19 protein-coding genes are annotated in these 22,528 nt (G+C 74.7%); 2 read left to right on the forward strand and 17 right to left on the reverse strand.

The window, feature by feature from the left end; translation table 11 throughout:
* Positions 1–14 precede the first annotated feature (14 nt).
* On the reverse strand, positions 15–2,015 hold the full coding sequence (locus AC4OR8_RS15045; protein ID WP_492166373.1) for an ATP-dependent DNA helicase: 2,001 nt from the start codon (positions 2,013–2,015) through the stop codon (positions 15–17).
* 80 nt (positions 2,016–2,095) lie between these two features.
* On the opposite strand from AC4OR8_RS15045, the gene AC4OR8_RS15050 reads away from it, so the two are divergent.
* Positions 2,096–3,004 (forward strand): alpha/beta fold hydrolase, encoded by a 909-nt coding sequence (locus AC4OR8_RS15050; protein ID WP_492166374.1) that lies wholly within the window; start codon positions 2,096–2,098, stop codon positions 3,002–3,004.
* Between the two features lie 33 nt (positions 3,005–3,037).
* On the opposite strand, the gene AC4OR8_RS15055 is transcribed toward AC4OR8_RS15050, so the two are convergent.
* From AC4OR8_RS15055 to hflX, 9 genes are all read right to left on the reverse strand, one after another.
* A complete protein-coding gene (locus AC4OR8_RS15055) occupies positions 3,038–4,000 on the reverse strand; it encodes a sugar phosphate isomerase/epimerase family protein (RefSeq protein ID WP_492166375.1) in 963 nt (320 codons plus the stop codon).
* 66 nt (positions 4,001–4,066) lie between these two features.
* Positions 4,067–5,074, reverse strand: a complete 1,008-nt coding sequence (locus AC4OR8_RS15060) for a sugar phosphate isomerase/epimerase family protein (protein WP_492166376.1) — start codon at positions 5,072–5,074, stop codon at positions 4,067–4,069.
* 78 nt (positions 5,075–5,152) lie between these two features.
* The gene (locus AC4OR8_RS15065; protein ID WP_492166377.1) at positions 5,153–6,328 is read right to left on the reverse strand and encodes a Gfo/Idh/MocA family protein; all 1,176 of its coding nucleotides are present in this window, start codon (positions 6,326–6,328) and stop codon (positions 5,153–5,155) included.
* 120 nt (positions 6,329–6,448) lie between these two features.
* Positions 6,449–7,510: a substrate-binding domain-containing protein gene (locus AC4OR8_RS15070; RefSeq protein WP_492166378.1), complete on the reverse strand. Its 1,062-nt coding sequence runs from the start codon at positions 7,508–7,510 to the stop codon at positions 6,449–6,451.
* Between the two features lie 114 nt (positions 7,511–7,624).
* The gene (locus AC4OR8_RS15075; protein ID WP_492166379.1) at positions 7,625–8,716 is read right to left on the reverse strand and encodes an ABC transporter permease; all 1,092 of its coding nucleotides are present in this window, start codon (positions 8,714–8,716) and stop codon (positions 7,625–7,627) included.
* Entirely contained in the window at positions 8,713–10,248 is a 1,536-nt protein-coding gene (locus AC4OR8_RS15080; protein WP_492166380.1) for a sugar ABC transporter ATP-binding protein, read from the reverse strand. The genes AC4OR8_RS15075 and AC4OR8_RS15080 overlap by 4 nt, the downstream gene beginning before the upstream one ends.
* Positions 10,248–11,492 carry an ROK family protein gene (locus AC4OR8_RS15085; protein WP_492166381.1) on the reverse strand — a complete coding sequence of 415 codons (1,245 nt, stop codon included), beginning with the start codon at positions 11,490–11,492 and terminating at the stop codon, positions 10,248–10,250. The genes AC4OR8_RS15080 and AC4OR8_RS15085 overlap by 1 nt, the downstream gene beginning before the upstream one ends.
* A gap of 244 nt (positions 11,493–11,736) precedes the next feature.
* A complete protein-coding gene (locus AC4OR8_RS15090; protein ID WP_492166382.1) occupies positions 11,737–12,945 on the reverse strand; it encodes an ROK family transcriptional regulator in 1,209 nt (402 codons plus the stop codon).
* A gap of 109 nt (positions 12,946–13,054) precedes the next feature.
* Positions 13,055–14,662, reverse strand: coding sequence for a GTPase HflX (gene hflX / locus AC4OR8_RS15095; protein ID WP_492166383.1), 1,608 nt, complete (start codon positions 14,660–14,662; stop codon positions 13,055–13,057).
* 98 nt (positions 14,663–14,760) lie between these two features.
* On the opposite strand from hflX, the gene AC4OR8_RS15100 reads away from it, so the two are divergent.
* Positions 14,761–15,498, forward strand: a complete 738-nt coding sequence (locus AC4OR8_RS15100; protein ID WP_492166384.1) for a nucleoside/nucleotide kinase family protein — start codon at positions 14,761–14,763, stop codon at positions 15,496–15,498.
* A gap of 363 nt (positions 15,499–15,861) precedes the next feature.
* On the opposite strand, the gene AC4OR8_RS15105 is transcribed toward AC4OR8_RS15100, so the two are convergent.
* From AC4OR8_RS15105 to miaA, 7 genes are all read right to left on the reverse strand, one after another.
* The gene (locus tag AC4OR8_RS15105; protein WP_492166385.1) at positions 15,862–16,542 is read right to left on the reverse strand and encodes an alpha/beta hydrolase; all 681 of its coding nucleotides are present in this window, start codon (positions 16,540–16,542) and stop codon (positions 15,862–15,864) included.
* A 40-nt stretch (positions 16,543–16,582) separates the two neighbouring features.
* Positions 16,583–17,359 (reverse strand): SDR family NAD(P)-dependent oxidoreductase, encoded by a 777-nt coding sequence (locus AC4OR8_RS15110; RefSeq protein ID WP_492166386.1) that lies wholly within the window; start codon positions 17,357–17,359, stop codon positions 16,583–16,585.
* Between the two features lie 97 nt (positions 17,360–17,456).
* The gene (dapF, locus tag AC4OR8_RS15115) at positions 17,457–18,332 is read right to left on the reverse strand and encodes a diaminopimelate epimerase (protein ID WP_492166387.1); all 876 of its coding nucleotides are present in this window, start codon (positions 18,330–18,332) and stop codon (positions 17,457–17,459) included.
* Complete coding sequence (locus AC4OR8_RS15120) at positions 18,325–19,005, reverse strand: MSMEG_1061 family FMN-dependent PPOX-type flavoprotein (protein ID WP_492166388.1); 681 nt, start codon at positions 19,003–19,005, stop codon at positions 18,325–18,327. The genes dapF and AC4OR8_RS15120 overlap by 8 nt, the downstream gene beginning before the upstream one ends.
* A 34-nt stretch (positions 19,006–19,039) precedes the next feature.
* Positions 19,040–20,875, reverse strand: coding sequence for a gamma-glutamyltransferase (gene ggt / locus AC4OR8_RS15125; RefSeq protein ID WP_492166389.1), 1,836 nt, complete (start codon positions 20,873–20,875; stop codon positions 19,040–19,042).
* A gap of 97 nt (positions 20,876–20,972) precedes the next feature.
* The gene (locus AC4OR8_RS15130; protein ID WP_492166390.1) at positions 20,973–21,530 is read right to left on the reverse strand and encodes a dihydrofolate reductase family protein; all 558 of its coding nucleotides are present in this window, start codon (positions 21,528–21,530) and stop codon (positions 20,973–20,975) included.
* Positions 21,527–22,492 (reverse strand): tRNA (adenosine(37)-N6)-dimethylallyltransferase MiaA, encoded by a 966-nt coding sequence (gene miaA, locus AC4OR8_RS15135; protein ID WP_492166391.1) that lies wholly within the window; start codon positions 22,490–22,492, stop codon positions 21,527–21,529. The genes AC4OR8_RS15130 and miaA overlap by 4 nt, the downstream gene beginning before the upstream one ends.
* Positions 22,493–22,528 lie beyond the last annotated feature (36 nt).

Here is a 22,528-nt window from a genome sequence, read left to right on the forward strand (position 1 = left end):
ACGGCCCGGTGGGGTCAGCCGGCGGCGAGGCGCGCCAGGGCCTTGCGGACCACCGCGGGGTCGGTGGTGGTCCACATCGGCGGCAGGCTGGCCTTGAGGAAGCTGCCGTAGCGGGCGGTGGCCAGGCGCGGGTCGAGCACCGCGACCACGCCGCGGTCGGTGGTGGTGCGGATGAGACGACCCGCGCCCTGCGCCATCAGCAGCGCGGCGTGGGTGGCGGCGACCTGCATGAAGCCGTTGCCGCCGGCCTTGTCCGCGGCCTTCTGCCGGGCGCTCATCAGCGGGTCGTCGGGCCGTGGGAACGGGATGCGGTCGATGAGCACCAGCTGGCAGGTCTCGCCGGGCACGTCGAGGCCCTGCCACAGGCTGAGCGTGCCGAACAGGCAGGTGTGGGGGTCCTCCACGAACTGCTTGGCCAGCTCGGGCAGCTGGGCGTCGCCCTGGGCCAGGGTGGTGAGGTGGGGCAGCCGCTCGCGCACCACCTCAGCGGCCGCCTCGGCGGCGCGGCGCGAGGAGAACAGCCCGAGGGTGCGCCCGTTGGCGGCGTCGACGAGGTCGACGATCTCGTCGAGCTGGGCGGCGCCGAGCCCGTCGCGCCCGGGGGGCGGCAGGTGGCGCGCGACGTAGAGGATCGCCTGCTGGCCGTAGTCGAAGGGGCTGCCGACGTCGATGCCGCGCCAGGGCAGCGTGTCGCCGCCCCCGACGGGGGTGCCGACGTCGACGCGCTCCGACGGCTTGAGGCCGACGCCGGTGGCGACGTTGCTGAAGTCGCCGCCCAGCATCAGGGTCGCGCTGGTGAAGACCACGGTCTTGTCGGCCAGCAGCTTGTCGCGCATCGGCCCCCACACCTGCAGCGGCGCCACGCACAGCCGCGGCGGGATGCGGCTCTGGGCGCCGGTGCCGCCCTCGCTGAGCCACAGCACGTCGGACTCGGCCAGGGCCGCCATCCGCTCCGCGGTGGTGAACACCTCCTGCACCGACCCCTTGGCCTGCGCGCGTCCGGCGTCGCCGGTCTCGCCGGCCTCCTTCTGCTCGCGCGGGTAGGCCGAGAAGCAGGTGCGGGCGGCGTCGCGCACCAGCTGGAGGGCGTCGGAGAGCTGGTCGGGCAGCGTCTCGAACCGGCCCGGCGACGCCTCGGCCATCGCGTCGCGCAGTGCGCCGGCGGCGTCGGCGAGGTCGTCGGCCTCGGAGCCGTCGACGTGGCGCTGCGAACGGCGGGCCGCGCGCTCGACGTCGCCGACGGTGAGCTCGTCGGTGGCGGCCTGGGTCACCCGGGCGGTGAGCTCGTGGGCCTCGTCGATCACCACGGCGTCGTACTCGGGGATCATCGGCACGCCCTCGACGGCGTCGATCGCCAGCAGCGAGTGGTTGGTGACCACCAGGTGGGAGCGCTGCGCCTTCTCGCGGGCCAGCTCGACGAAGCACTCCTGGCCGAAGGGGCAGCGCGTGGCGCCCAGGCAGTCGCGGTGGCCCACGCTGACCTGACGCCACTCCCGGTCGGTGTGGCGCGGCGCGGCGTCGCGCTCGCCGTGGCCGCCGCCCTCGGCCTCCCGCTCGGCCCAGGCGCGCAGCTCGAGCACCTTCTGGCCCATCGAGCCCTCGGGCATCTGCACCAGCGCGCCCTGGTCGTCGGGCACGCCCTCGCGCACGCGGTGGAGGCAGGCGTAGTTGGAGCGGCCCTTGAGCACGGCGTACGACGGGTCGACGCCCGGCTGGTCCTTGACCGCCTCGACCAGGCGGGGCAGGTCGCGCTCGACGAGCTGGTGCTGCAGGGCGAGGGTGGCGGTCGCGACCACGACCCGGCCCTTGTGGACCAGCGCGGGCACGAGGTAGCCCAGCGACTTGCCGGTGCCGGTGCCGGCCTGCACCAGCAGGTGCTCCTCGCTCTCCAGCGCCCGCGAGACCGCCTGCGCCATCTCCACCTGGCCGGCGCGCTCGCTGCCGCCGAGGGCGGCCACCGCGGCGGAGAGCACGCTGGTCACCGGGCTGTCGGCGGGAGTGGGGGTCTGCGGCACCCCAGAACCCTAGCCGCGCGCGCCGACACCCCCGACCGCGGCGAGGCGGGCCTGGGGACGGGGTGGCTAGCGTCGTGGCCATGAGCCCCGACACCGACCCGCTGCAGGAGATCACCGCCCCCGACGGCCGCACCCTCGAGGTGCTCACCGGCGGCGACCCCGACGGGTTCCCGTGGCTGTTCCACAACGGCTCGCCGTCCGCCGCCACCCCCTACCCCGCCGTCGACGAGGCCGCGCGCACCGCCGGGCTGCGGATGGTGACCTTCTCCCGCGCCGGGTACGGCGGCTCGAGCCCGCGCCGCCCCGAGCAGGGCCCGCCGCGGATGGTCGACGACGTGGCCGACTCCGTCACCGTGCTCGACCACCTCGGGATCGGTGAGTTCGTGACGCTCGGCTGGTCGGGCGGAGGCCCCCGGGCGCTGGGCTGCGCCGCGCGGCTGCCCGGTCGCTGCCGCGCCGCGGCGAGCCTGGCCGGCGTCGCGCCGTACGAGGGCGAGGGCCTCGACTGGACCGCCGGGATGGCCCCGGAGAACGTCGCTGAGTACGGTGCCGCCCGCGCCGGCGCGCAGCCCTACGCCGACTACCTCACCGCAGAGTTCCTGCCGGTGCTGCACGCCTCGGTCGACGACCTCGCGGAGTCGATGGGCGAGCTGCTCACCCCGGTCGACCGCGCCGCGCTCGACGAGGGCTACACCCGCTGGCTGCACGCGTCGTTCGGCCGGGCCGCGGCCCAGGGCGTCGTCGGCGTGCGCGACGACGGCCTCGCCGCGGTGGCTCCCTGGGGCTTCGACCCCGCCGCGATCACCGTGCCGGTGGCGGTGTGGCAGGGCCGGGAGGACGCGATGGTGCCCTACGCCCACGGGGAGTGGCTGGCCGCGCACGTGCCGGGCGCCCGCGCCCACCTGTTCGACGACGAGGGCCACCTGTCGCTGGCCGCCCGCTTCGACGACATCCTCGCCGACCTCAAGGACCTGGCCGGGCTGGCCTGATCCCCGAGGCCCGCTCCGGGGGCGCGCCCGCCCTCAGTACTCCAGGTGGTCGAGGTAGAGGTGGCCGACCGCCGCGCTGGTGAGCGGGGTGACGTCGGGGGTGTCGTTCTCGACGATGTACTCCTCCACGGTGTGGCGGCGGAAGATCCGCGCGAAGTCGACGACGCCGGTGCCGAGGTCGCACATGTCGCCGCTCTCGCCGTCCCGGTCCTTGACGTGGAACTGCCGGACCCGCTGCGGCGCGCGGCGGATCGTGTTGCCGACGAACCGGTCGGGGTCGGGGTGGGCGAGCTCGACGGCGGCGGTGTAGACCCAGTAGAGGTCGATCTCGAGGTGGACCAGCTCGGGGTCGAGGCCCTCGGTCAGCACGTCCCAGGGCGTGGTGCCGCCGCCGAGGTCGGTGGTGAACTCGTGGGCGTGGTTGTGGTAGCCGTAGCGCAGGCCGCGGCGCCGGGCCATCCGGGCCTCGACGTTCATCTGCTCGACCCACTGCTGCCACTGCGCGAGGTCGTCGGAGGCGAGGTAGGGCACGTTGACGTACTCCTGGCCCAGGGTGACGGCGTTGTCGAGCTTGGCGCGGGCCGCGGCGCGGTCGGGGCTGATGCCGTCGTGGCTGGAGGAAGCCCGGATGCCGATCTCGTCGAGGAAGGTGCGCAGCTCCGCGGCGCTGCGGCCGTAGTAGCCGGCCAGCTCGACCTTCTCGTAGCCGTACTGGGCCAGGCGGCGCAGCACGGCGTCGAAGCCGGGCTCCCCGCCGAGGGCCGCACGCAGCGTGTAGAGCTGGATGCTGATCTTGCGGTGGGGCACGACGCCGCCGCGGCCCCGCGGGGGGACGGTCGCGGCCGACGCGGACGCCGCCCCGACGAGGCCGGTCGTGGTGGCCGCAGCGCCGGCGACGCCGGCCGCCGCCGCCCCGCGGAACAGGCTGCGCCGGCTCGCGCCGCGCGTCTCGAGCGAGCGCTGCAGCGCTGCGTCACCGTCGAATCCGAAGCACATGGGGGTTCCTCTCGTCGGGCTGGTCCCGGGCCGGGTGGCCGTCGGGGCGGGGGCGAGCCGGGGGGCTCAGTCGTCGGTGCTGAAGGCCGCGTCGAAGGCGGCGTCGGGGGCGTCGAAGGCGAGGCGGCGCACGAACTCGAGCGCCTCGGGAGCACCGACGAGGCGGTCCATGCCGGCGTCCTCCCACTCCACGGAGATCGGGCCGGTGTAGCCGATGGTGTTGAGCATCCGGAAGCACTGCTCCCAGGGCACGTCGCCGTGCCCGGTCGAGACGAAGTCCCAGCCGCGGCGGGGGTCGGCCCACGGCAGGTGCGAGCCGAGCCGGCCGTTGCGGCCGTTGCCGGTCAGCCGCTTCGCGTCCTTGCAGTCGACGTGGTAGATCCGGTCCTTGAAGTCCCACAGGAAGCCGACCGGGTCGAGGTCCTGCCACACGAAGTGGCTGGGGTCCCAGTTCAGGCCGAAGGCCTCGCGGTGGCCGATGGCCTCCATCGCCGCGACCGTCGTCCAGTAGTCGTAGGCGATCTCCGAGGGGTGCACCTCGTGGGCGAAGCGCACGCCGCACTCGTCGAAGACGTCGAGGATCGGGTTCCACCGGTCGGCGAAGTCGCGGTAGCCGGCGGCCACCATCTCCTCGGTCGCGGGCGGGAACATCGCGACGTACTTCCAGATCGAGGAGCCGGTGAAGCCGACGACGGTGTCGACGCCGAGGCGCTGGGCGGCCCGGGCGGTCATCTTCATCTCCTCCGCGGCGCGCTGGCGCACGCCCTCGGCGTCGCCGTCGCCCCAGATGCGCGCCGGCAGGATCGCCTGGTGGCGCGCGTCGATCGGGTCGTCGCAGACGGCCTGGCCCTTGAGGTGGTTGGAGATGGCGAACAGCTGCAGCCCGTGGCGCTCGAGCAGGTCGAGCCGGTCGCGCACGTAGGCGTCGTCCTCGGCGGCCCGCCAGGGGTCGAGGTGGTCGCCCCAGCAGGCGAGCTCGAGGCCGTCGTAGCCCCAGCCCGACGCCAGGCGCGCCACCTCCTCCAGCGGCAGGTCGGCCCACTGGCCGGTGAACAGGGTGATCGGTCGGGGCATGTCCGGGCCTCCAGGGGCGTACGACGGGACGGGCGGGTCGGGGTCGTGGTGCGGGCGGCGGGGGACCCCGCCGCCGGGTCAGGCGGGGATCTGCTGCCAGCTGCGGGTGTCGGAGCTGGTCTCGACCGCGGCCAGCACCCGCTGCACCTGCAGGCCGTCGGCGAACGACGGCGTGGGGTCGGTGCGGTCGGCGACGGCCTGCACCAGGTCGACGACCTGGTGGGTGAAGCCGTGCTCGTAGCCGAGCCCGTGGCCGGCGGGCCACCAGGCGCCGACGTACGGGTGGTCGGGCTCGGTGACCAGGATCCGGCGGAAGCCGGCGGTGTCGTCGGGCTCGGTGGCGTCGAAGAAGTGCAGGACGTTCATGTCCTCGAAGTCGAAGGCGAGGCTGCCGCGCGAGCCGTTGACCTCGATGCGGATGGCGTTCTTCCGACCCGTCGCGAAGCGGGTGGCCTCGAAGACGCCCAGGGCGCCGCCGGTGAAGCGGGCCAGGAAGGCGGCCGCGTCGTCGACGGTGACCGCGCCCCGCTCGGTAGAAGCGGTGCCGGACAGCCCGGCGTGCTCGGCGGCCAGCGGGCGCTCCTTGACGAACGTCTCGAGCTGGCCCGAGACCTCCCGCACCGTGTCGCCGGTGATGAACTGGGTGAGGTCGATGACGTGGGCGCCGATGTCGCCCAGGGCACCGGAGCCGGCACGGTCCTTCTCCAGGCGCCAGGACAGCGGCGCCTCGGGGTCGGCGATCCAGTCCTGCAGGTACTGCGCCCGCACGTGGCGCACCTCGCCGATGCGGCCCTCGGCCACCAGGCGGCGGGCCAGGGCGATCGCCGGCACCCGCCGGTAGGTGAACCCGACCATCGCGCGCACGCCGTGCTCGGCGGCCCGGGCGGCGGCCTCGACCATCGCCTCGGCCTCGGCGACGCTGTTGGCCAGCGGCTTCTCGCAGAGCACGTGCTTGCCGGCCTCGAGCGCCGCGATCGCGATCTCGGCGTGGGTGTCGCCCGGGGTGCAGATGTCGACCAGGTCGACCTCGTCGGAGGTGACGACCGCGCGCCAGTCGGTCGAGCTGCTCGCCCAGCCGAGGCGCTCGGCGGCCTGCGCGGCGCGCTCGGCGTCGCGGCCGCAGAGCACGCTCATCGTCGGGGCCAGCGGGAGGTCGAAGAAGCGGGGGGCGGTGCGCCAGGCCTGGGAGTGGGCGGCGCCCATGAAGGCGTGGCCGATCATCCCCACGGCGATCGTGCCGGTCGTGGTGCTCATCTCGGGGCTGCTCCTGTCGCTGGAGGTGGGGCGTGCCCGCCCGGCACCCGGAGGGCCGGGCGGGCACGCGTCGTGGTTCGTGACCCCGGGCCGGCGACGGGCCGGCCCGGGGTCACCTGCTCAGGACTCGAAGGCCGTGTCGATGAACTGCTCGACGTTGTCGCTGGTGACGACCGGCGCGTAGAGCTGCACCTCGCGGGGCACCTCGACCTCGACGAGGTCCGTCATGGCCTTCTGCTGCACCAGCAGGCGGGCCAGCTTCACGCCGTCGGCACCCTGGGTGGAGGGGTAGATGACGGTGGCCTGCAGGACGCCGTCACCGGCCTGGATGGAGCGCATGGCGTTGGCCGAGCCGGCACCGCCGACCATGAAGAACTCGTCGCGGCCGGCGTTCTCGATGGCGGCCAGGACGCCGACGCCCTGGTCGTCGTCGTGGTTCCAGATGGCGTCGATCTGCGGGGCGGCCTGCAGCAGGTTGGACGCGGCCTCCTCGCCGCCCTCCACGGTGAAGTCGGCAGGGACGCGGTTGTCGACGTCGAGCCCGCACTCGCCGAGCGCGTCCTCGAAGCCCTGGCTGCGGTCCTGGGTCAGCGGCAGCGAGTCGATCCCGGCGATCTCGGCGACGACGGCGTCGGGGTTGTCACCCAGCTGCTCGCAGATGTAGGTGCCGGCCGAGACGCCCATGCCGTAGTTGTCGCCGAGCACGGTGACGCGGGCGGCGTTGGGGTCGTCGAACTCGCGGTCGACGTTGATGACCGGGATGCCGGCCTCCATCGCCTGGAGCGCCACCGGGGTCATCGCGGCGCCGTCGAAGGGCAGCAGCACGATGGCGTCGACGCCGTCGTTGATGAACGTCTCGACCTGGCTGATCTGCAGGTTGACGTCGTTGGTGCCCTCGGCGACGCGCAGGTCGACGTCCTCGTAGGACTCGGCGGCCTTGCGGGCCGACTCGGTGATGGAGGCCATCCAGCCGTGGTCGGCGGCGGGGGCGGAGAAGCCGATGACGACCTCGTCGCCGGCCTCGTCGTTGGAGCCGGCCTCGGCGGTCGAGGTGCCGCCCGAGGCGGTGTCGTCGTCCGACTCGGCGGTGTTGCTGGTGCAGCCGGCGAGCGCGAGGACCGCGAGACCGGCGATCACGGTGGTGCCGGCGCGGCGGGTGCGCGAGAGGCGGTGCAGGGACATCTGGGCTCCTTGGGACGTGGGCGACCGGCTCACGCCGGTGCGCTGGTGGTGAGGTGGGTGGTGCGAGAGCGGGTGGTGCCGGGTACTGGGGCTCGTCGCCCGGCGGGCGGGCGGCTAGGTGGTCCTGCGCGAGGCCAGGCGCTGCTGGAGCAGCACGGCGATCACGATGATCGCGCCCGTCAGCAGGGCCTGCTCCGAGGTCGGGCGGTCGTTGAGGGTGAAGACGTTGGTCAGCGTCGTGAACAGCAGGACCCCGAAGACGGTGCCGACGATGGTGCCGCGACCACCGGCCAGCAGGGTGCCGCCGACGACGACGGCGGCGATGGCGTTGAGCTCCAGCCCGGTGCCGTGCGTGGAGCTGCCGGTGTTGGTGCGGGAGACGATCATGATCGCCGCCACCCCGCACAGGACCCCGAGCAGGACGTAGAGCAGCACGGTGTGGCGCTGCACGTGGATGCCCGCGAGGCGTGCGGCCTCGGGGTTGCCGCCGACCGCGAGGGTGCGGCGGCCGAAGGTGGTGCGGTTGAGGACCACCCACCCGGCGATCGCGACGAGCGCGAACATGATGACGATCATCGGGACGCCGAGGACGTCGGCGCCGAAGAAGTCGGAGAACCCGGGGACCTCGACGATCTGGGTGCGCCGGTTGGAGATGATCTCGGCCAGGCCGCGGGCACTGGCGAGCATCGCCAGCGTGACCATGAACGAGGCGATCCCGCCGTAGGCGACGAGCAGGCCGTTGACCAGCCCACAGCCCGCTCCGACGGCCAGCGCAGCGCCCACCATGACGATCCAGTGGACGTCGTTGGCCATCGTCTGAGTGGCCAGCGTGGTGCACCACACCGAGGACAGCGCGACGATGGCGCCGACGGACAGGTCGATGCCGCCGCCGGTGATGACGAAGGTCATCCCGATGCTGACCACGCCGATGACCGAGGCCAGGCGCAGGATGGTCAGCAGGTTGTCGAGGTCGGCGAAGCGCTCGCCGGCCGTCGCGGTGCCGACCAGGCACAGCGCGCCCAGGGCGACGACGAGGCCGAGGTTGCGACCGGCGCTGCTGCGCAGCACCGCCAGTCCCCCGCTGCTCGGGCGCGCGGTCTCGTGCGCCAGCACCTCCACGCGGGCGGTGTCGCTGCTCGGCTCGGAGGGCGGGACCGCGACGTGGCCGGGCCCGTCGGTGGTGCGGTCGGTGGTGCTCTCGCTCATGCCACTCTTCCTTCCATCACCAGGTCGAGGACCCGGGACTCGTCGATGTCGGCGGCGGCGGACTCGTGCACGACCGCGCCCTCACGGATGACCAGGACACGGTCGGCCAGGCCGAGGACCTCCTCGACCTCGCTGGAGACCACGACGACGGCGACGCCGGCGTCGGCCAGGGTGCGGACCAGCTGGTAGATCTCGCTGCGGGCGCCGACGTCGACGCCGCGGGTGGGCTCGTCGAGCAGCAGCACCCGGCACTCGCGCAGCAGCCAGCGCGCCAGCACGATCTTCTGCTGGTTGCCCCCCGAGAGCGTGCGCACCGCCCGCGTGACACCGGTGGGGCGCACGTCGAGAGAGGTGGTGAGCTCCTCGGAGCGACGCCGCTCGGCGCCGCTGTCGAGGAACCCGCCGCGCGCGAAGCGGCCCAGCGAGGAGACGGTGATGTTGCGGTAGACGGCCTGGTCGAGCAGCAGGCCCTGGCTCTTGCGCTCCTCCGGCGCCAGGCCGATGCCGGCCTTGACCGCGGAGGTGACCGAGCCGCGGCGCAGCCGGGACCCGTCGACGCTGACGGTCCCGGCGGTGGCCCGGCGGGCGCCGTAGACGGTCTCGAGGATCTCCGAGCGCCCGGCACCCACCAGCCCGGTGAGCCCGACGATCTCGCCGGCGTGGACGGTGAGGTCGACGCCCGCGAAGACACCGGCGAGGCCGAGGCCGCGGGCCTCCAGCACGACGTCGGTGGAGGTGGGCGTGGTGGGGCGCGGCGGGAAGACGTACTCGATGGAGCGGCCGGTCATCAGCCGGATCAGCTCGGCGGTCGGGGTGTCGGCGACCGCCAGGCCGGTGGCGACCGTGATGCCGTCCTTGAGCACGGTGATCCGGTCGCCGATCTCGCGGATCTCCTCGAGGCGGTGGGAGATGTAGACGACCGCGACGCCCTCGTCGGTGAGGCTGCGGATGACGCGGAACAGGTTGTCGACCTCGCCCTGGTCGAGCACCGCCGACGGCTCGTCGAGGACGAGCAGCCGGGTGTCGTGGGAGAGCGCGCGGGCCATGCTGACGATCTGCTGCGCGGCCGGTGACAGCTCGCCGACGGCACGCGTCGCGGAGATCTCGGGGTGGCCGAGGCGCTGCAGGAGCTCCCGCGTGGTGCGGTTGGCCGTGGAGCGCTGGGAGAACCCGCCGCGGGAGATCTCGTGGCCGAGGAAGACGTTCTCCGCGACGCTGAGGCCGGGCACCAGGTCGAGCTCCTGGTAGATCGTCGAGATGCCCAGGCGCATGGCGGCCATCGGCGTGGTCAGCCGGGTCTCGGCGCCGTCCCAGGTGATGGTGCCGGCGTCGGGCTGGTAGGCGGCCGACAGCACCTTGATCAGCGTGGACTTCCCGGCGCCGTTCTGCCCCAGCAGGCAGTGGACCTCGCCGGCGCGCACGTCGAGGTCGACGCCGCCGAGGGCCCGCACGCCCGGGAACTCCTTCACGATGCCGCTCATCTGCAGCAGCGTCGCGCCCGGCGCGGGCACCTGGGGGGTGGTCGTGGACATCAGCGGGCTCCTCCAGCGGCAGGGACCAGGCGGCCGACCCGGGTGGGGTCGGTGAGGACGGCCTCGAGGGCCGCGAGGGCTCCCCCGCGCACGGCGGCGGTGGAACCGAGGGTCGAGAGCTCGACGCGGGTGCCGCCGGCGTCGGTGGCCAGCACACCGGCGGCCAGCTGGGCCTCGATGGCGGGGCGCATGTGGTGGCCCACGGCGGCGAGGTAGCCGCTCAGCACGATCGCGGAGGGGTTCAGCGCGTTGGCGAGCAGGGCCGCGCCGATGCCGACCCAGCCGCCGACGCGGTCGAGCGCGGCCAGGGTGCGCGCGTCGCCCAGGTCGGCGCGGCGGTTGATCTCGGCGAGCCGGCCCTCCAGCGCCAGGGCGGGGTCGCGCACCGGGTCGTCGCTGTCGGTGGCGGCGTCGAGCAGGGCCCGCAGGCCGATCACGGTCTCCCAGCAGCCGGTCCGGCCGCAGCCGCACCGGCGCCCGTCGGCCTGGACGACCAGGTGGCCGAGCTCCCCGGCGTACCCGCGACGTCCGCGCAGCAGCCGGCCGTCGGACACGATGCCGCCGCCGATGCCGACCTCGCCGAAGACCACGACGACGTCGCGCCGCTCGGCGTCACCGGGGGTGACCTCGGCGAGCGCGGCGAGGTTGCCCTCGTTGTCCACGTGCACGGGGTGGTCGGCGCCCAGACGGTCGCGCACCATCGCCGCGACCGGGACGTCGCGCCAACCGAGGTTGGGGCCGAGGGTCAGCACGCCGAGGGCGCTGTCGACCAGCCCGGCCACGCCCACGGTGAGCCCGACGACCTCCCGGTCGGCGTCGGCGGCGGTGCGCCGGACGAGCTCGACGAGACGGTCGACCGTCTCCTCGGGGGCCAGCCCGGTCACGTCGAGGGGCAGCCGGTGCTCGGCGACGACGCGGCCCCGCAGGTCGACGGCCATCGCGGCCAGGTGGTTCAGGTTGATCTCGGCGCCGAGACCGCACGCCGTGCGACCGTCGAGCTCGACGGCGGTGCCGGGCCGGCCGACGCCGCCGCGCTCCACCTCGCCGTCGCGCAGCAGGCCGCGCTCGGCCAGCTCGGCCACCAGGCTCGAGACCGCCGAGCGGTTCAGGCCGAGGTCGCCCGCGAGGCGGGCCCGCGAGCGGGGGCCGTGGTCGCGCAGGTGGCGCAGCACCAGGCCGAGGCCGGCGCGACGCAGCGTGAGCTGGTCGGCAGCGGGGGCCACGGTCGGGTGGAGAGCACGCACCTGGGGCTCCTCCCCTGTCGGCCCGCCGCGGTCGTCGTTGTGACAGCCATCACGCGTTTGTTCGGCGAACGACAAACTAGGCCGCTGTCATGCGCCGCGCAAGCACTTCCCGGCAATCTTTCCCCGATCGGCGTCATTACTTTCGCCAGTCGTGGACAAAGTTGGCCGCATTCGGGTGCGCCGGCCCTCGGTGAGCCCCCGGCGAGGCCGCCCGGACCCCAGGTGCGCTGCCAGCCGACAGGCGTCAGGCCGTGCGGGAGCGGTCCGGGGCGTACACCGACTCGCTGATCAACCGGGCCGCGCCGATGACGCCGCCCTCGTCGCCGAGCTCGCTGACCACGATCGGCAGGCTGCCGGTGGCCAGCGGCAGCGAGCGGCGGTAGGTCACGCCGCGGATCTCCGCCAGCAGGGCGTGCCCCAGGTTGGTGACCCCACCGCCGATGACGATCAGGCCGGGGTTGAAGAACGACACGAGCGTGGCGAGCACGTGGCCGACCCGGCGTCCGCTGTCGCGGATGAGCTGCACGGCCTGGGCGTCACCCTGGGCCACCGCCAGGCCGACGTCGGCGGCGGTGAGCCGGCCCTTCTCCTCCAGCAGTGCGGCCAGGACCGGCGAGCGCCCCGCCCGGGCGACCGCGGTGGCGTCACGGGCCAGCGCCGCGCCTCCGGAGAACGCCTCGAGGCAGCCGGTGTTGCCGCAGGCGCAGGTGGGCCCGAAGTCGTCGACCCGGATGTGCCCGATGTCGCCGGCGCAGCCGTCGACGCCGCGGTAGAGGCGGCCCCCGGTCACGATGCCGCAGCCGATGCCCGTGCCGATCTTCACGTACAGGAAGTCGCGGGTGTTGCGGGCGACGCCGGCGTGCGCCTCGCCGGCGGCCAGCACGTTGACGTCGTTGTCGAGGACCACCGGACAGCCGAGCTCGCGGGCGAGCACGTCGCGCACCGGGAAGCCGTCCCAGCCGGGCATGATCGGCGGTGAGACCGACACCCCGCGGTCGAAGTCGACGGGGCCGGGCACGCCCACCCCGACCCCTGCCGCCTGCTCCACGCCGAGCTCCGCGAGCAGCTCGCGCACCCCGGCCAGGGCGATGGCCAGCACCTCCTCCGGGCCGGCGGTGATGTCGCTGACCAGCGACCGGGACGCCAGCACCGCCAGCCGGCCGTCGGTGACGCCGACCGACATCCCCGTGGCGCCGATCGAGACACCGACGAAGCGGATGCCGTCGTCGAGGTCGACCAGGGTCGAGCGGCGTCCTCCGCGCGACCGCGCGGGCCCGACCTGCTGGGCGAGCCCGAGCTCGGCGAGCCGGGCCACCTCCGCGGCGACCGTCGTGCGCGAGACCTGCATGCGGTCGGCCAGCTCGGCGCGCGAGAGCGGCCCGTCGTCGCGCAGCAGCGCGAGCATCCGGGCCTGCTGGGGGCTCTCCGCCCGACCTGCCAGCGAGTGGCGCACGCGGGGATCCTCGCACGCAGCGCCCGGGCCTCGCCCGTGGGCCCGCACGCGCGACGACCCGGCACCGCACGTGGCGGGGCCGGGTCGTCGACGCCGGGTCAGGGTGGCGTCAGGAGACGCTGCTGGTCACCAGGTACGGCGCCAGCTCACCGGCGAGCGCCTCGGTGGCGCGCCCGCTGACCAGCGAGCCGTCGGCGGTGTGCTCGATGCCGTCGATCTCGCCCTCCTGGTGGATCCGGTTGACCAGGTCGCCCCGGTCGTAGGGCAGCAGCGCGGTGAACGGCACCGCCGGGTGGGGCAGCTCCGACTCGATCACCGCGAGCGCCTCGGCGATGCCCTCGCCGGTGCGCGCGGAGACCACCACGGAGTGGGGCTCGCGGGCCCGCAGCCGGGCGATCGCCATCGGGTCGGCGGCGTCGGCCTTGTTGATGACCACGAGCTCCGGGACGTCGCCAGCGTCGATCTCGGCGAGCACCCCGCGCACCGCGGCCAGCTGGCCCTCGGGGTCGGGGTGGGAGCCGTCGACGACGTGCAGCAGCAGGTCGGCGTCCGCGACCTCCTCCAGCGTCGAGCGGAAGGACTCGACGAGCTGGTGGGGCAGGTGGCGCACGAAGCCCACCGTGTCGCTCATCGTGTAGACCCGGCCGTCGGAGGTGGTGGTGCGCCGGGTCGTGGGGTCGAGGGTGGCGAACAGCGAGTCCTCCACCAGCACCCCGGCACTGGTGAGCCGGTTGAGCAGCGACGACTTGCCGGCGTTGGTGTAGCCCGCGATCGCGACCGCCGGGATCTGGTGGCGCTTGCGGTCGGCCCGCTTGGTGTCGCGGGTGCCCTTCATCTCCTTGAGCTCGCGGCGCAGCTTGGCGATCTTGGTGTTGATGCGCCGACGGTCGGTCTCGATCTTGGTCTCACCGGGACCACGACCACCGATGCCGGCACCTGCCGCCACCCGTCCACCGGCCTGGCGCGACAGGTTGCCACCCCAGCCGCGCAGGCGCTGCTTCATGTAGTTGAGCTGGGCCAGCTCGGTCTGCGCCTGGCCCTCCTTCGACTTCGCGTGCTGGGCGAAGATGTCGAGGATCAGCGCGGTGCGGTCGACGACCTTGACCTTCAGCCGGTCCTCGAGGTTCCTCAGCTGGCTGGGGGCCAGCTCACCGTCGCAGATCACGGTGTCGGCGCCGGTGGCCGCGACGATCTCGCGCAGCCCCTCCACCTTGCCGCGCCCGACGTACGTCGCCGGGTCGGGCGACTGACGGCGCTGGTAGATCGCGTCGAGCACCTCGGAGCCGGCGGTCTCGGCGAGCAGGGCCAGCTCGGCCATCGAGTTCTCGGCGTCCTGCACCGACCCGTCGGTCCACACGCCGACGAGCACCACGCGCTCCAGCCGCAGCTGGCGGTACTCGACCTCGGTGACGTCCTCGAGCTCGGTGCGCAGGCTCGCCACGCGACGCAGCTGGTGGCGCTCGGCGAGGTCCATGGCGCCCGTGGTGGGGTCGCCGGTCTCCTCGGGGTCCTCGCCGAGGTCGGCACCGTCGGCGGTGTCGGCCGCGTCGCCTGCGTCGGCGTAGCCGGACTCGAAGTCGTCGTCGGCGCCGTCAGCGTCGCCGACCTCCGGGTCGGTGCCGATGTCGCCGCGCGGCTCGACGTGGTCGGTGGCGTCGTCCCAGCCGTCGGTGGCGGCGAGCTCGGCGTCGAGGGTGAAGTCCTGTGCGTGGGTCATATACCTCCAGAGTAGGACCACCAGAACAACGGGGCGAGCGCCTTTCATCCCCCCGACGGGTCCAGCCATGCCCTCGACGGGTGCGGCACGATGCGCGGGTGCGCCTCTCCGCCGACGGCTCCGAGCTCGTCGACCTGCTCGCCGACCTGGTGGCCGGGCTCCGCCGCGACGGCGGACGGCTGCTCGGGCTGACCGGCTCCCCCGGCGCCGGGAAGTCGACCCTCGCCGCGTTGGTCGCCGCCCGGGCGGGTGCCGTGGTGGTGCCGATGGACGGCTTCCACCTCGCCGACGTCGAGCTCGTGCGCCGCGGCCTGCTGGACCGCAAGGGCGCGCCCGAGACCTTCGACGCCGCCGGGTACGCCGCCCTCCTCGACCGGGTGCGACGCCGCGAGCCGCTGGTGATGGCGCCGGCGTTCGAACGCACCCTGGAGCAGCCGCTGGCCGGCGCCCTGCCCGTGCCCGGCTCCGCCGGCCTCGTGGTCACCGAGGGCAACTACCTGCTGCTGGACGACGGGCCCGGCTCCGCGGCCGGTCCCGGGGCCGGTCCCGCGGCCGGTCCCGGGGCCGGTCCCGCGGCCGGTCCCGCAGCCGGTCCCGCCGGGTGGCGCGAGGTGCGGGCCCGGCTCGACGTGGTGTGGCACGTGCGGGTCGACGACGCGCTGCGCCGCGAGCGCCTGCTCGCGCGGCACGTCGCGCACGGCAAGAGCCCCGCCGCCGCGCGGGTCTGGGTCGACCGCGTCGACGAGCCCAACGCCCGGCTCGTCGAGGCCGCCTCCGTGCGCGCCGACCTGGTGCTCGACGCCACCGACCTCGACCTCACCCTCGCCGCCGGCTGACCTCCCCTCCTGCTGCGGGTGGGCCGGGTGGAGCGTCATACGAACCGTGGATGCGACTGCACCGTTCGTACGACGTCCGGCACCGGGGCCCCGCAGCGGTCGACCCGAGGGGGCGGACGTCATACGCAACGTGGATGCGACTCCACCATTCGTATGACGTCCAGCACCGGGCCCCCGCAGCGGTCGACCCAAGGGGGCAGACGTCATACGCAACGTGGAGGCGACTCCACCATTCGTATGACGTCCAGCACCGGGCCCCCGCAGCGGTCGACCCGAGGGGACGGACGTCATACGAAGCGTGGATGCGACTCCACCATCGGTATGACGTCCGCCCCCTCGCCGCGCGTGGCCGGGCGCGAGGGGTCAGGCGGTGACCCAGGACTCGCCGGCGAGGACGGCGGCGACGGGCGGGTCGAGGCGGGCGGCGTCGTCGCCGAGCAGCGCAGCGGCGGTGAACTGGGCGGCGTAGCCGTCGAAGTCGCCGCCGTGGGCCAGCATCGCGTGCTTGCCCTCAGGCACCCGGATGTAGCCGACCGCGGTCGAGGCGGCGATGCGCCGGGCCACGGCCTCGGAGTGCGCCGGGCTGGCGATGCGGTCGGCCTGGCCGTGCACGACCAGCACGCGACGCCCGGGCAGCGGCACCCCGTCGGAGGGGTAGACCCACGGGTTCAGGGCCACCACGGAGGTGACGCCGTCCTGGGCGGCGCCGAGCAGCGCGGCGCGCCCGCCGAGCGAGTGGCCGACGAGGCCGACGGGCAGGTCGCCGTACCGCTCGCGCACCTGCGCCAGCGCCCAGCCGAGGTCGTCGAGCGGCGTGTGCTCGGTGGCCCACCCGCGGTGGCTGTTCAGCAGCCGTGCCACGACCAGCCGACGCCGGCCCTCGCGGGCGACCCGGCGGGCGGTCGGGACCATCCGCAGCACCGACAGCTGCGTCGGGCTGACCCGCGCGTCGCCCCGTCGGTTGGCGCCGCCGTGCAGCACCACCACGACGCCCTCGGGGTCGCGGGGGCTCGTCGTCTCGATCAGGCGGGGCTCGGCGTCCACCCCGTCAGTCTTCCGGACCCGGGCAAGCCGGGCCGGTCGGTCACTTCGGAGGCATCCGGATGCCGCCGTCGACGCGGATGACCTCGGCGTTCATGTAGGAGTTGGTGATCGTCTCCACCACCATGCTGGCCAGCTCGTCGGGCCGGCCGAGCCGGCGCGGGAACAGCACGCTCTCGCCGAGCTTGGCCTTGAACGCCTCGGCGTCGTCGCCCTCGCCGTAGATGGGGGTGTCGACCAAGCCGGGCGCCACGGTGTTCAGCCGGATCCCGGAGGCCGAGAGGTCGCGGGCGACCGGCAGCGTCATGCCCACCACGCCGCCCTTCGACGACGAGTACGCCGCCTGCCCGATCTGGCCGTCGAAGGCCGCGACGCTGGTGAGGTTGGCGATCGCGCCGCGGCAGCCGTCGGCGTCGGGCTCGTTGCGGCTCATCGCGGTGGCGGCGATGCGGGTGACGTCGAAGGTGCCGATCAGGTTGATCGCGATGACGCGGGTGTAGGCCGCGAGGTCGTGGGCGGAGTCGTACTCCCCGTCGCGGCCGATGGTGCGCTGGGCCCAGCCGATGCCGGCGGAGTTGACCACCGCACGCAGCGGCGCGATCTCGGCGGCCGCGGTCACCGCGGCCTTGACCTGCTCGGTGTCGGTCACGTCGACCTGCGCGAAGACGCCGCCGATCTCCTCGGCGAGGGCCTCGCCCTTCTCGCGCTGCAGGTCGGCGACCACGACGACCGCGCCCTTCGCAGCGAGGAGGCGGGCGGCGGCGGCGCCGATGCCCGACGCGCCTCCGGTGACGATGGCACTGGCTCCGGTGATGTCCATGGCGCCGAGCATAGGGAAGGCCAGTACCAGCGACCAGCGGCGGGTACTCCCCCCGCTCAGGCCCGCCCCGGGCCCGCTATCGGCCCGCCTTAGCTGCTCAGAGGGCCGTGGTGCCGCGGGCGACGAGCACCGCCGGACCGGTCATCAGCACCCGGTCGTCGGCGGTCCAGGCGATGGTGAGCGTGCCGCCCGGCAGGTCGACGCGGTACGTCGCCCCGCCCGGCCCCAGCCCGTCGGCGACGGCCGCGGCCACCGCCACCGCGCAGGCACCGGTGCCGCAGGAGCGGGTCTCGCCCGAGCCGCGCTCGTGCACCCGCATCGCGACGTGGCCCGCACCGCGGCGCACCACGAACTCCACGTTGACGCCGTTCGGGTAGACCGACGGGTCGTGGCTCGGCGCCTCGCGCAGCGGACCCACGGGCCCGGCGGGGTCGAGGTCGTCGCCGGCGTCGAGGAACGCGACCGCGTGGGGGTTGCCCATGTCGACGTGCCGCGCGTCCCACCGGCGCCCGCCCACGCCGACCTCGGTGTCGCCGAGGACCCGGGGCCGGCCCATGTCGACGGTGACCTGGTCGCCGTCGAGGGTCACGGTCTTGACGCCGTCGCGGGTGGCGACCGGCACCGGCGCCGACGCCGACGCCAGGCCCTCCTCGACGAGGTGGCGGGCGAAGACCCGGATGCCGTTGCCGCACATCTCCGAGACCGAGCCGTCGGCGTTGCGGTAGTCCATGAACCACTCCGGGGCGTCCTGGCCGCTCGGCCCGGGCACCCCGTCCAGGGCTCCCGCCTCGGCCAGCGCGGTGGTGCGCACGACCCGCAGCACGCCGTCGGCGCCGATGCCGGCGCGCCGGTCGCACAGCGCGCGCACCCGGGCCGCGTCGAGCGCGCCGTGACGGGTCCCGTCGTGGTCGGGCAGGAGCACGAAGTCGTTCTGCGTGCCGTGGCCCTTCAGGAAGGGGTAGGCCTCAGCCATAGAGGCCCGCCTCGTACGACGGCCCGTAGTAGGCGTCGAGCTCCTCGATGCTGGCCTCGGCGGCCTCCACCTCGTGGGCGATCACGGCGCGGCGCGGCACCAGCCCGGTGGGGTCCCAGGTCTCGGGCTGCCACAGCCCCGAGCGCAGGAACGCCTTCGCGCAGTGGAAGAAGACCTCCTCCACGTCGACGACCACGGCCAGCACGGGCCGGTGGCCCCGCACCCGCATCGCGTCGAAGAACGGCGCGTCGCTGACCAGCCGCGCCCGGCCGTTGACCCGCAGCGTGTCGCCACGCCCCGGGATCAGGAAGTGGAGCCCGACGTGGGGGTTGACCAGGATGTTGCGGTAGCCGTCGGCGCGGCGGTTCCCCGGCCGCTCGGCCAGCGCGATCGTGGTGGCGTCGACGACGTGCACGAGCGAGCCGGCGGGGTCGCCCTTGGGCGAGGCGTCGCAGCGCCCGTCGGCGTCGGCGGTCGCCATCACGCAGAACGGCGCGGCGGCCAGCCAGTCGCGGTCGACGTCGAGCAGCGCCGTGCGCCCCTTGTCACGGGCCCGCGGCTGCGGCTCGCCGAGCAGGTCGACCAGCTCGGCCACCGACGTCACCTCCGGCCAGCCCGACCGCACCGAGTCGTCCGCCACGGTCGACGCGGCGGGTGCGGACGGGGTGCTCACGTCCCCCACGGTACGCCGTCGGCCACTGCCGGGCTCAGGGCGCAGGCTCCACCACACGGGCGTCGCCGCCGCCGCGTCGCTGCGGCTCGGCCACGACGGTGAGGCGCCGGCCGGGCCCGAGCTCGATGGCGGTGAGCGCACCGATCTCGGCCTGCGAGGTGAAGGCGTCGCCGGCCGGCACCAGCTCGTGGCCGCGGGCCTCCAGCCCCGGGCCGTAGGTGTCGATGAAGGCGGGCTCGGCGGTGACCGCCGCGGTGTTGCGCTGCGAGCCGCGGGGGTCGGTCATCACCGCGGTGATCGGCAGGTCGCGGTCGACGTAGCCGACGATCGCCTGCAGGACGGTGGTGATGATGGTGGAGCCGCCCGGGGAGCCGAGGGCCAGCACGGGCTCGCCGTCGCGGGTGAGGACGGTGGGGGCCATCGAGCTGCGCGGGCGCTTGCCGGGCTGGAGCCGGTTGGGGTCGTCGCGGTCGAACTCGAGGCTGAAGTCGGTGAGCTCGTTGTTGAGCAGGAACCCGCGCTGCGGCACGACGATGCCCGAGCCGCCGGTCTGCTCGATGGTGAGGGTGTAGGAGACCACGGAGCCCCAGCGGTCGGCGACCGTGAGGTGGGTGGTCTCGACGTTCTCGTGGTCCTCCGCGACCCGGGCGTCCCCGACCGGGGCGGGGCAGTCGTCGGCGGTGGCGTCGAGGTCGCCGGCAGCGACCGGGGTGGCGGCCGCCTGGTCGGGGTCGACGAGGCAGGCGCGGGTGCGGGCGAAGGCCTCCGACAGCAGCCGGCGCCGCGGCACGTCGACGAAGTCGGGGTCGCCGAGGTAGGCGGCGCGGTCGGCGAAGGCCAGCGCGCTGGCCTCGAGGTAGTGGTGGAGCACCGAGGTGGTGTCGAGGTCGCCGAGCGGCACCTGCTCGAGCACCTGGAGGGCCTCGCCCACGGTGGTGCCGCCGCTGGAGGAGCCGGCCATGCCGTACACGTCGAGGCCGCGGTAGGTCACCCGGGTGGGCGCGCGGTCGAGGGCGCGGTAGGCGCGCAGGTCGCGCATCTGCAGGTGACCGGGCGGCACGGGCAGGTCGGTGCCGGGGACGACGGGCGGCCGGCGGGTCGCGGCCACGACGTCGCGACCCAGCCCGCCGCGGTAGAACGGGCGCAGGCCGCGCTCGCGCAGCAGGTCGTAGGTGCGGGCCAGCGCCGGGTTGCGGAACACCGAGCCCACCTCGGGCGCCGCCCCGCCGGGCAGGAACAGCCGCGCGGTGGGCCGGATCGCAGCGAAGCGCTCGGCGTTGTCGTCGGTCTGGCCGGCGAACGTCTCGTCGACCACGAACCCGTTGCGGGCCAGCCGCGCCGCGGGCGCCAGCGCCCGGTCGAGGCCGATGCTGCCCCACCGGTCGAGGGCGCGCTGCCAGGTGGCGGGGGTGCCGGGGGTGCCGACGGAGACGCCGCTGGTGACCAGCTCGGGGGTGAACCGGTAGGGCTCGCCGGTCTCGGGGTCGAGGAACGCGTCGCGCGGGACCGACAGCGGGGCGGTCTCGCGACCGTCGATCGTCGACACCTTCCCGGTGCGCCCGTCGAGGTGCACGAAGTAGCCCCCGCCCCCGATGCCGGCGCTGTAGGGCTCGGTGACGCCCAGGGCCGCGGCGGTCGCCACGGCGGCGTCGACGGCGTTGCCCCCGCGGCGGAGCACGCCGAGACCGATGCGGGTGGCGTCGGGGTCGACGGAGGTGACGCCACCCCCCACGCCGACGGCCGTGGCCTGCTTCGGCGGGGCCTCCCGGTCGACGACCGCGGCGGTCGACAGGGGCGCGGTGAGCACGGGCGCGGTGGCCGCCGCGCAGGACAGGGCGGCCAGGGTGGCGAGCAGACGGTGACGACGCATGGTGGCTCCGAGAGGTCGGTGCGGTGTGCTGCGGGTCACCCATCCTGCCCCAGGGCGCCGACAGCCACCACGGTCCCGACGTCCGGGCCGGCGGCGCTCAGGCCAGCGGGCCCACCACGTCGTACGTCGCGCACGCGAAGGCGCGGTTGCGGGCGACGTCGACCAGTCGCAGGTCGAGGCCGACCGGCAGCAGCGGCTTGCCGGCGCCCAGGGTGACCGGCGCGATCGACACGACCACGCGGTCGAGGAGGCCCGCCAGCGCGACCTGCCCGGCGAGCCCGCCGCCGCCGACCACCCAGACCTCGCGCTCCCCCGCAGCGGCGGCGACGTCCGGCCACACGTCGACGACGGCCCCGGCCACGAACCGCACGTCGCCCTGCGGCGCGGGGAACGGGTCGTCGCCGGCCTGGCGGTGGGTGAACACCCAGCACGGCACGTCGTAGGGCCAGGCCTCGCCGGCGGAGGCCTGGTGGTCGAGGATCCACCCGTAGGTGGTGGCACCCATGACCACGGCGCCGACCGCGGCCATGAAGGGGCGCAGGCCCATCGGCCCGTCCTCGTCGACGTCCTGGCGCAGCAGCCAGTCGAGGGAGTCGTGCTCGTCGGCCAGGAAGCCGTCGAGGGTGGTGGCGGTGTAGTAGGTGGTGCGCGTCATGACGCCGATCCTGCTCCTGCCGCGACGGCGCGGACAGCCCCCAGCGCCACCTCGAGCCGGTCGGGGTCGTCGTGGGCCACCCACACCACGCGGGGGTCCTTGCGGAACCAGCCGTCCTGGCGCCGGGCGAAGCGTCGGGTGGCCGCGGTCGTGCGCTCCCGCGCCTCGTCGAGGGACAGCTCGCCGGCGAGGTGGGCGGTGACCTCGCGGTAGCCGATGGCCTTGCGGGCGGTGAACCCCTCGGCCAGGCCCACGTCGAGCAGCCGCTCCACCTCCTCGACCAGCCCGTCGGCGAACATCTGCTCCACGCGCGCGGCGATGCGGGCGTCGAGGGTGGGCCGGTCGATGTCGACGCCCACCTGCACGGTCGCGGGGTCGCGGTACTCCAGGCGCGGCAGCGACGCGGTGTAGGGCCGCCCGGTGAGCTCGACCACCTCGAGCGCCCGCACGGTGCGCCGCCCGTTCTCCACGATGATCCGCCGCGCGGCCTCGGGGTCGACCGCGGCGAGCCGGGCGTGCAGGGCGGCCGGGCCGACCCGGTCGAGCTCGGCCTCGAGGCGGGCCCGCACGGCGTCGTCGGTGCCGGGGAACTCGAAGTGGTCGAGGACCGCCCGCGTGTAGAGCGCCGAGCCGCCCACCAGCACCGGGGTGGCCCCCCGCCCCCGCAGGTCGGCGACCACCTCGCGCGCCCACCCCTGGAAGTGCGCCACCGACGCCGCCTCGCGCACCGTGAGCCGGTCGAGGAGGTGGTGGGGCACGCCGCGGCGCTCCGCGAGCGGCACCTTGGCGGTGCCGACGTCCATGCCGACGTAGAGCTGCATGGCGTCGGTGTTGACCACCTCGCCGCCCAGCGCCTCGGCGAGGTCGAGGGAGAGCCCGGTCTTGCCGGAGGCGGTGGCGCCGACGACGGCCACCAGCGGCGCACCCTCCACCCCCTCGGGCGTCCCTGGCTCGATCGTCATGTCGTTAGTGTGGCGGGCACGAGCCGCCGGCAGCGG

Source organism: Nocardioides sp. FY1077 (assembly GCF_058681775.1).

Excerpts from the sequence above, each read along its gene's own strand:
- AC4OR8_RS15050 (WP_492166374.1), top strand. The coding sequence starts at position 2,096 with ATGAGCCCCGACACCGACCCGCTGCAGGAGATCACCGCCCCCGACGGC.
- AC4OR8_RS15055 (WP_492166375.1), bottom strand. The coding sequence starts at position 4,000 with ATGTGCTTCGGATTCGACGGTGACGCAGCGCTGCAGCGCTCGCTCGAG.
- AC4OR8_RS15060 (WP_492166376.1), bottom strand. The coding sequence starts at position 5,074 with ATGCCCCGACCGATCACCCTGTTCACCGGCCAGTGGGCCGACCTGCCG.
- AC4OR8_RS15065 (WP_492166377.1), bottom strand. The coding sequence starts at position 6,328 with ATGAGCACCACGACCGGCACGATCGCCGTGGGGATGATCGGCCACGCC.
- AC4OR8_RS15070 (WP_492166378.1), bottom strand. The coding sequence starts at position 7,510 with ATGTCCCTGCACCGCCTCTCGCGCACCCGCCGCGCCGGCACCACCGTG.
- AC4OR8_RS15075 (WP_492166379.1), bottom strand. The coding sequence starts at position 8,716 with ATGAGCGAGAGCACCACCGACCGCACCACCGACGGGCCCGGCCACGTC.
- AC4OR8_RS15080 (WP_492166380.1), bottom strand. The coding sequence starts at position 10,248 with ATGTCCACGACCACCCCCCAGGTGCCCGCGCCGGGCGCGACGCTGCTG.
- hflX (WP_492166383.1), bottom strand. The coding sequence starts at position 14,662 with ATGACCCACGCACAGGACTTCACCCTCGACGCCGAGCTCGCCGCCACC.
- AC4OR8_RS15110 (WP_492166386.1), bottom strand. The coding sequence starts at position 17,359 with ATGGACATCACCGGAGCCAGTGCCATCGTCACCGGAGGCGCGTCGGGC.
- dapF (WP_492166387.1), bottom strand. The coding sequence starts at position 18,332 with ATGGCTGAGGCCTACCCCTTCCTGAAGGGCCACGGCACGCAGAACGAC.
- ggt (WP_492166389.1), bottom strand. The coding sequence starts at position 20,875 with ATGCGTCGTCACCGTCTGCTCGCCACCCTGGCCGCCCTGTCCTGCGCG.
- AC4OR8_RS15130 (WP_492166390.1), bottom strand. The coding sequence starts at position 21,530 with ATGACGCGCACCACCTACTACACCGCCACCACCCTCGACGGCTTCCTG.
- miaA (WP_492166391.1), bottom strand. The coding sequence starts at position 22,492 with ATGACGATCGAGCCAGGGACGCCCGAGGGGGTGGAGGGTGCGCCGCTG.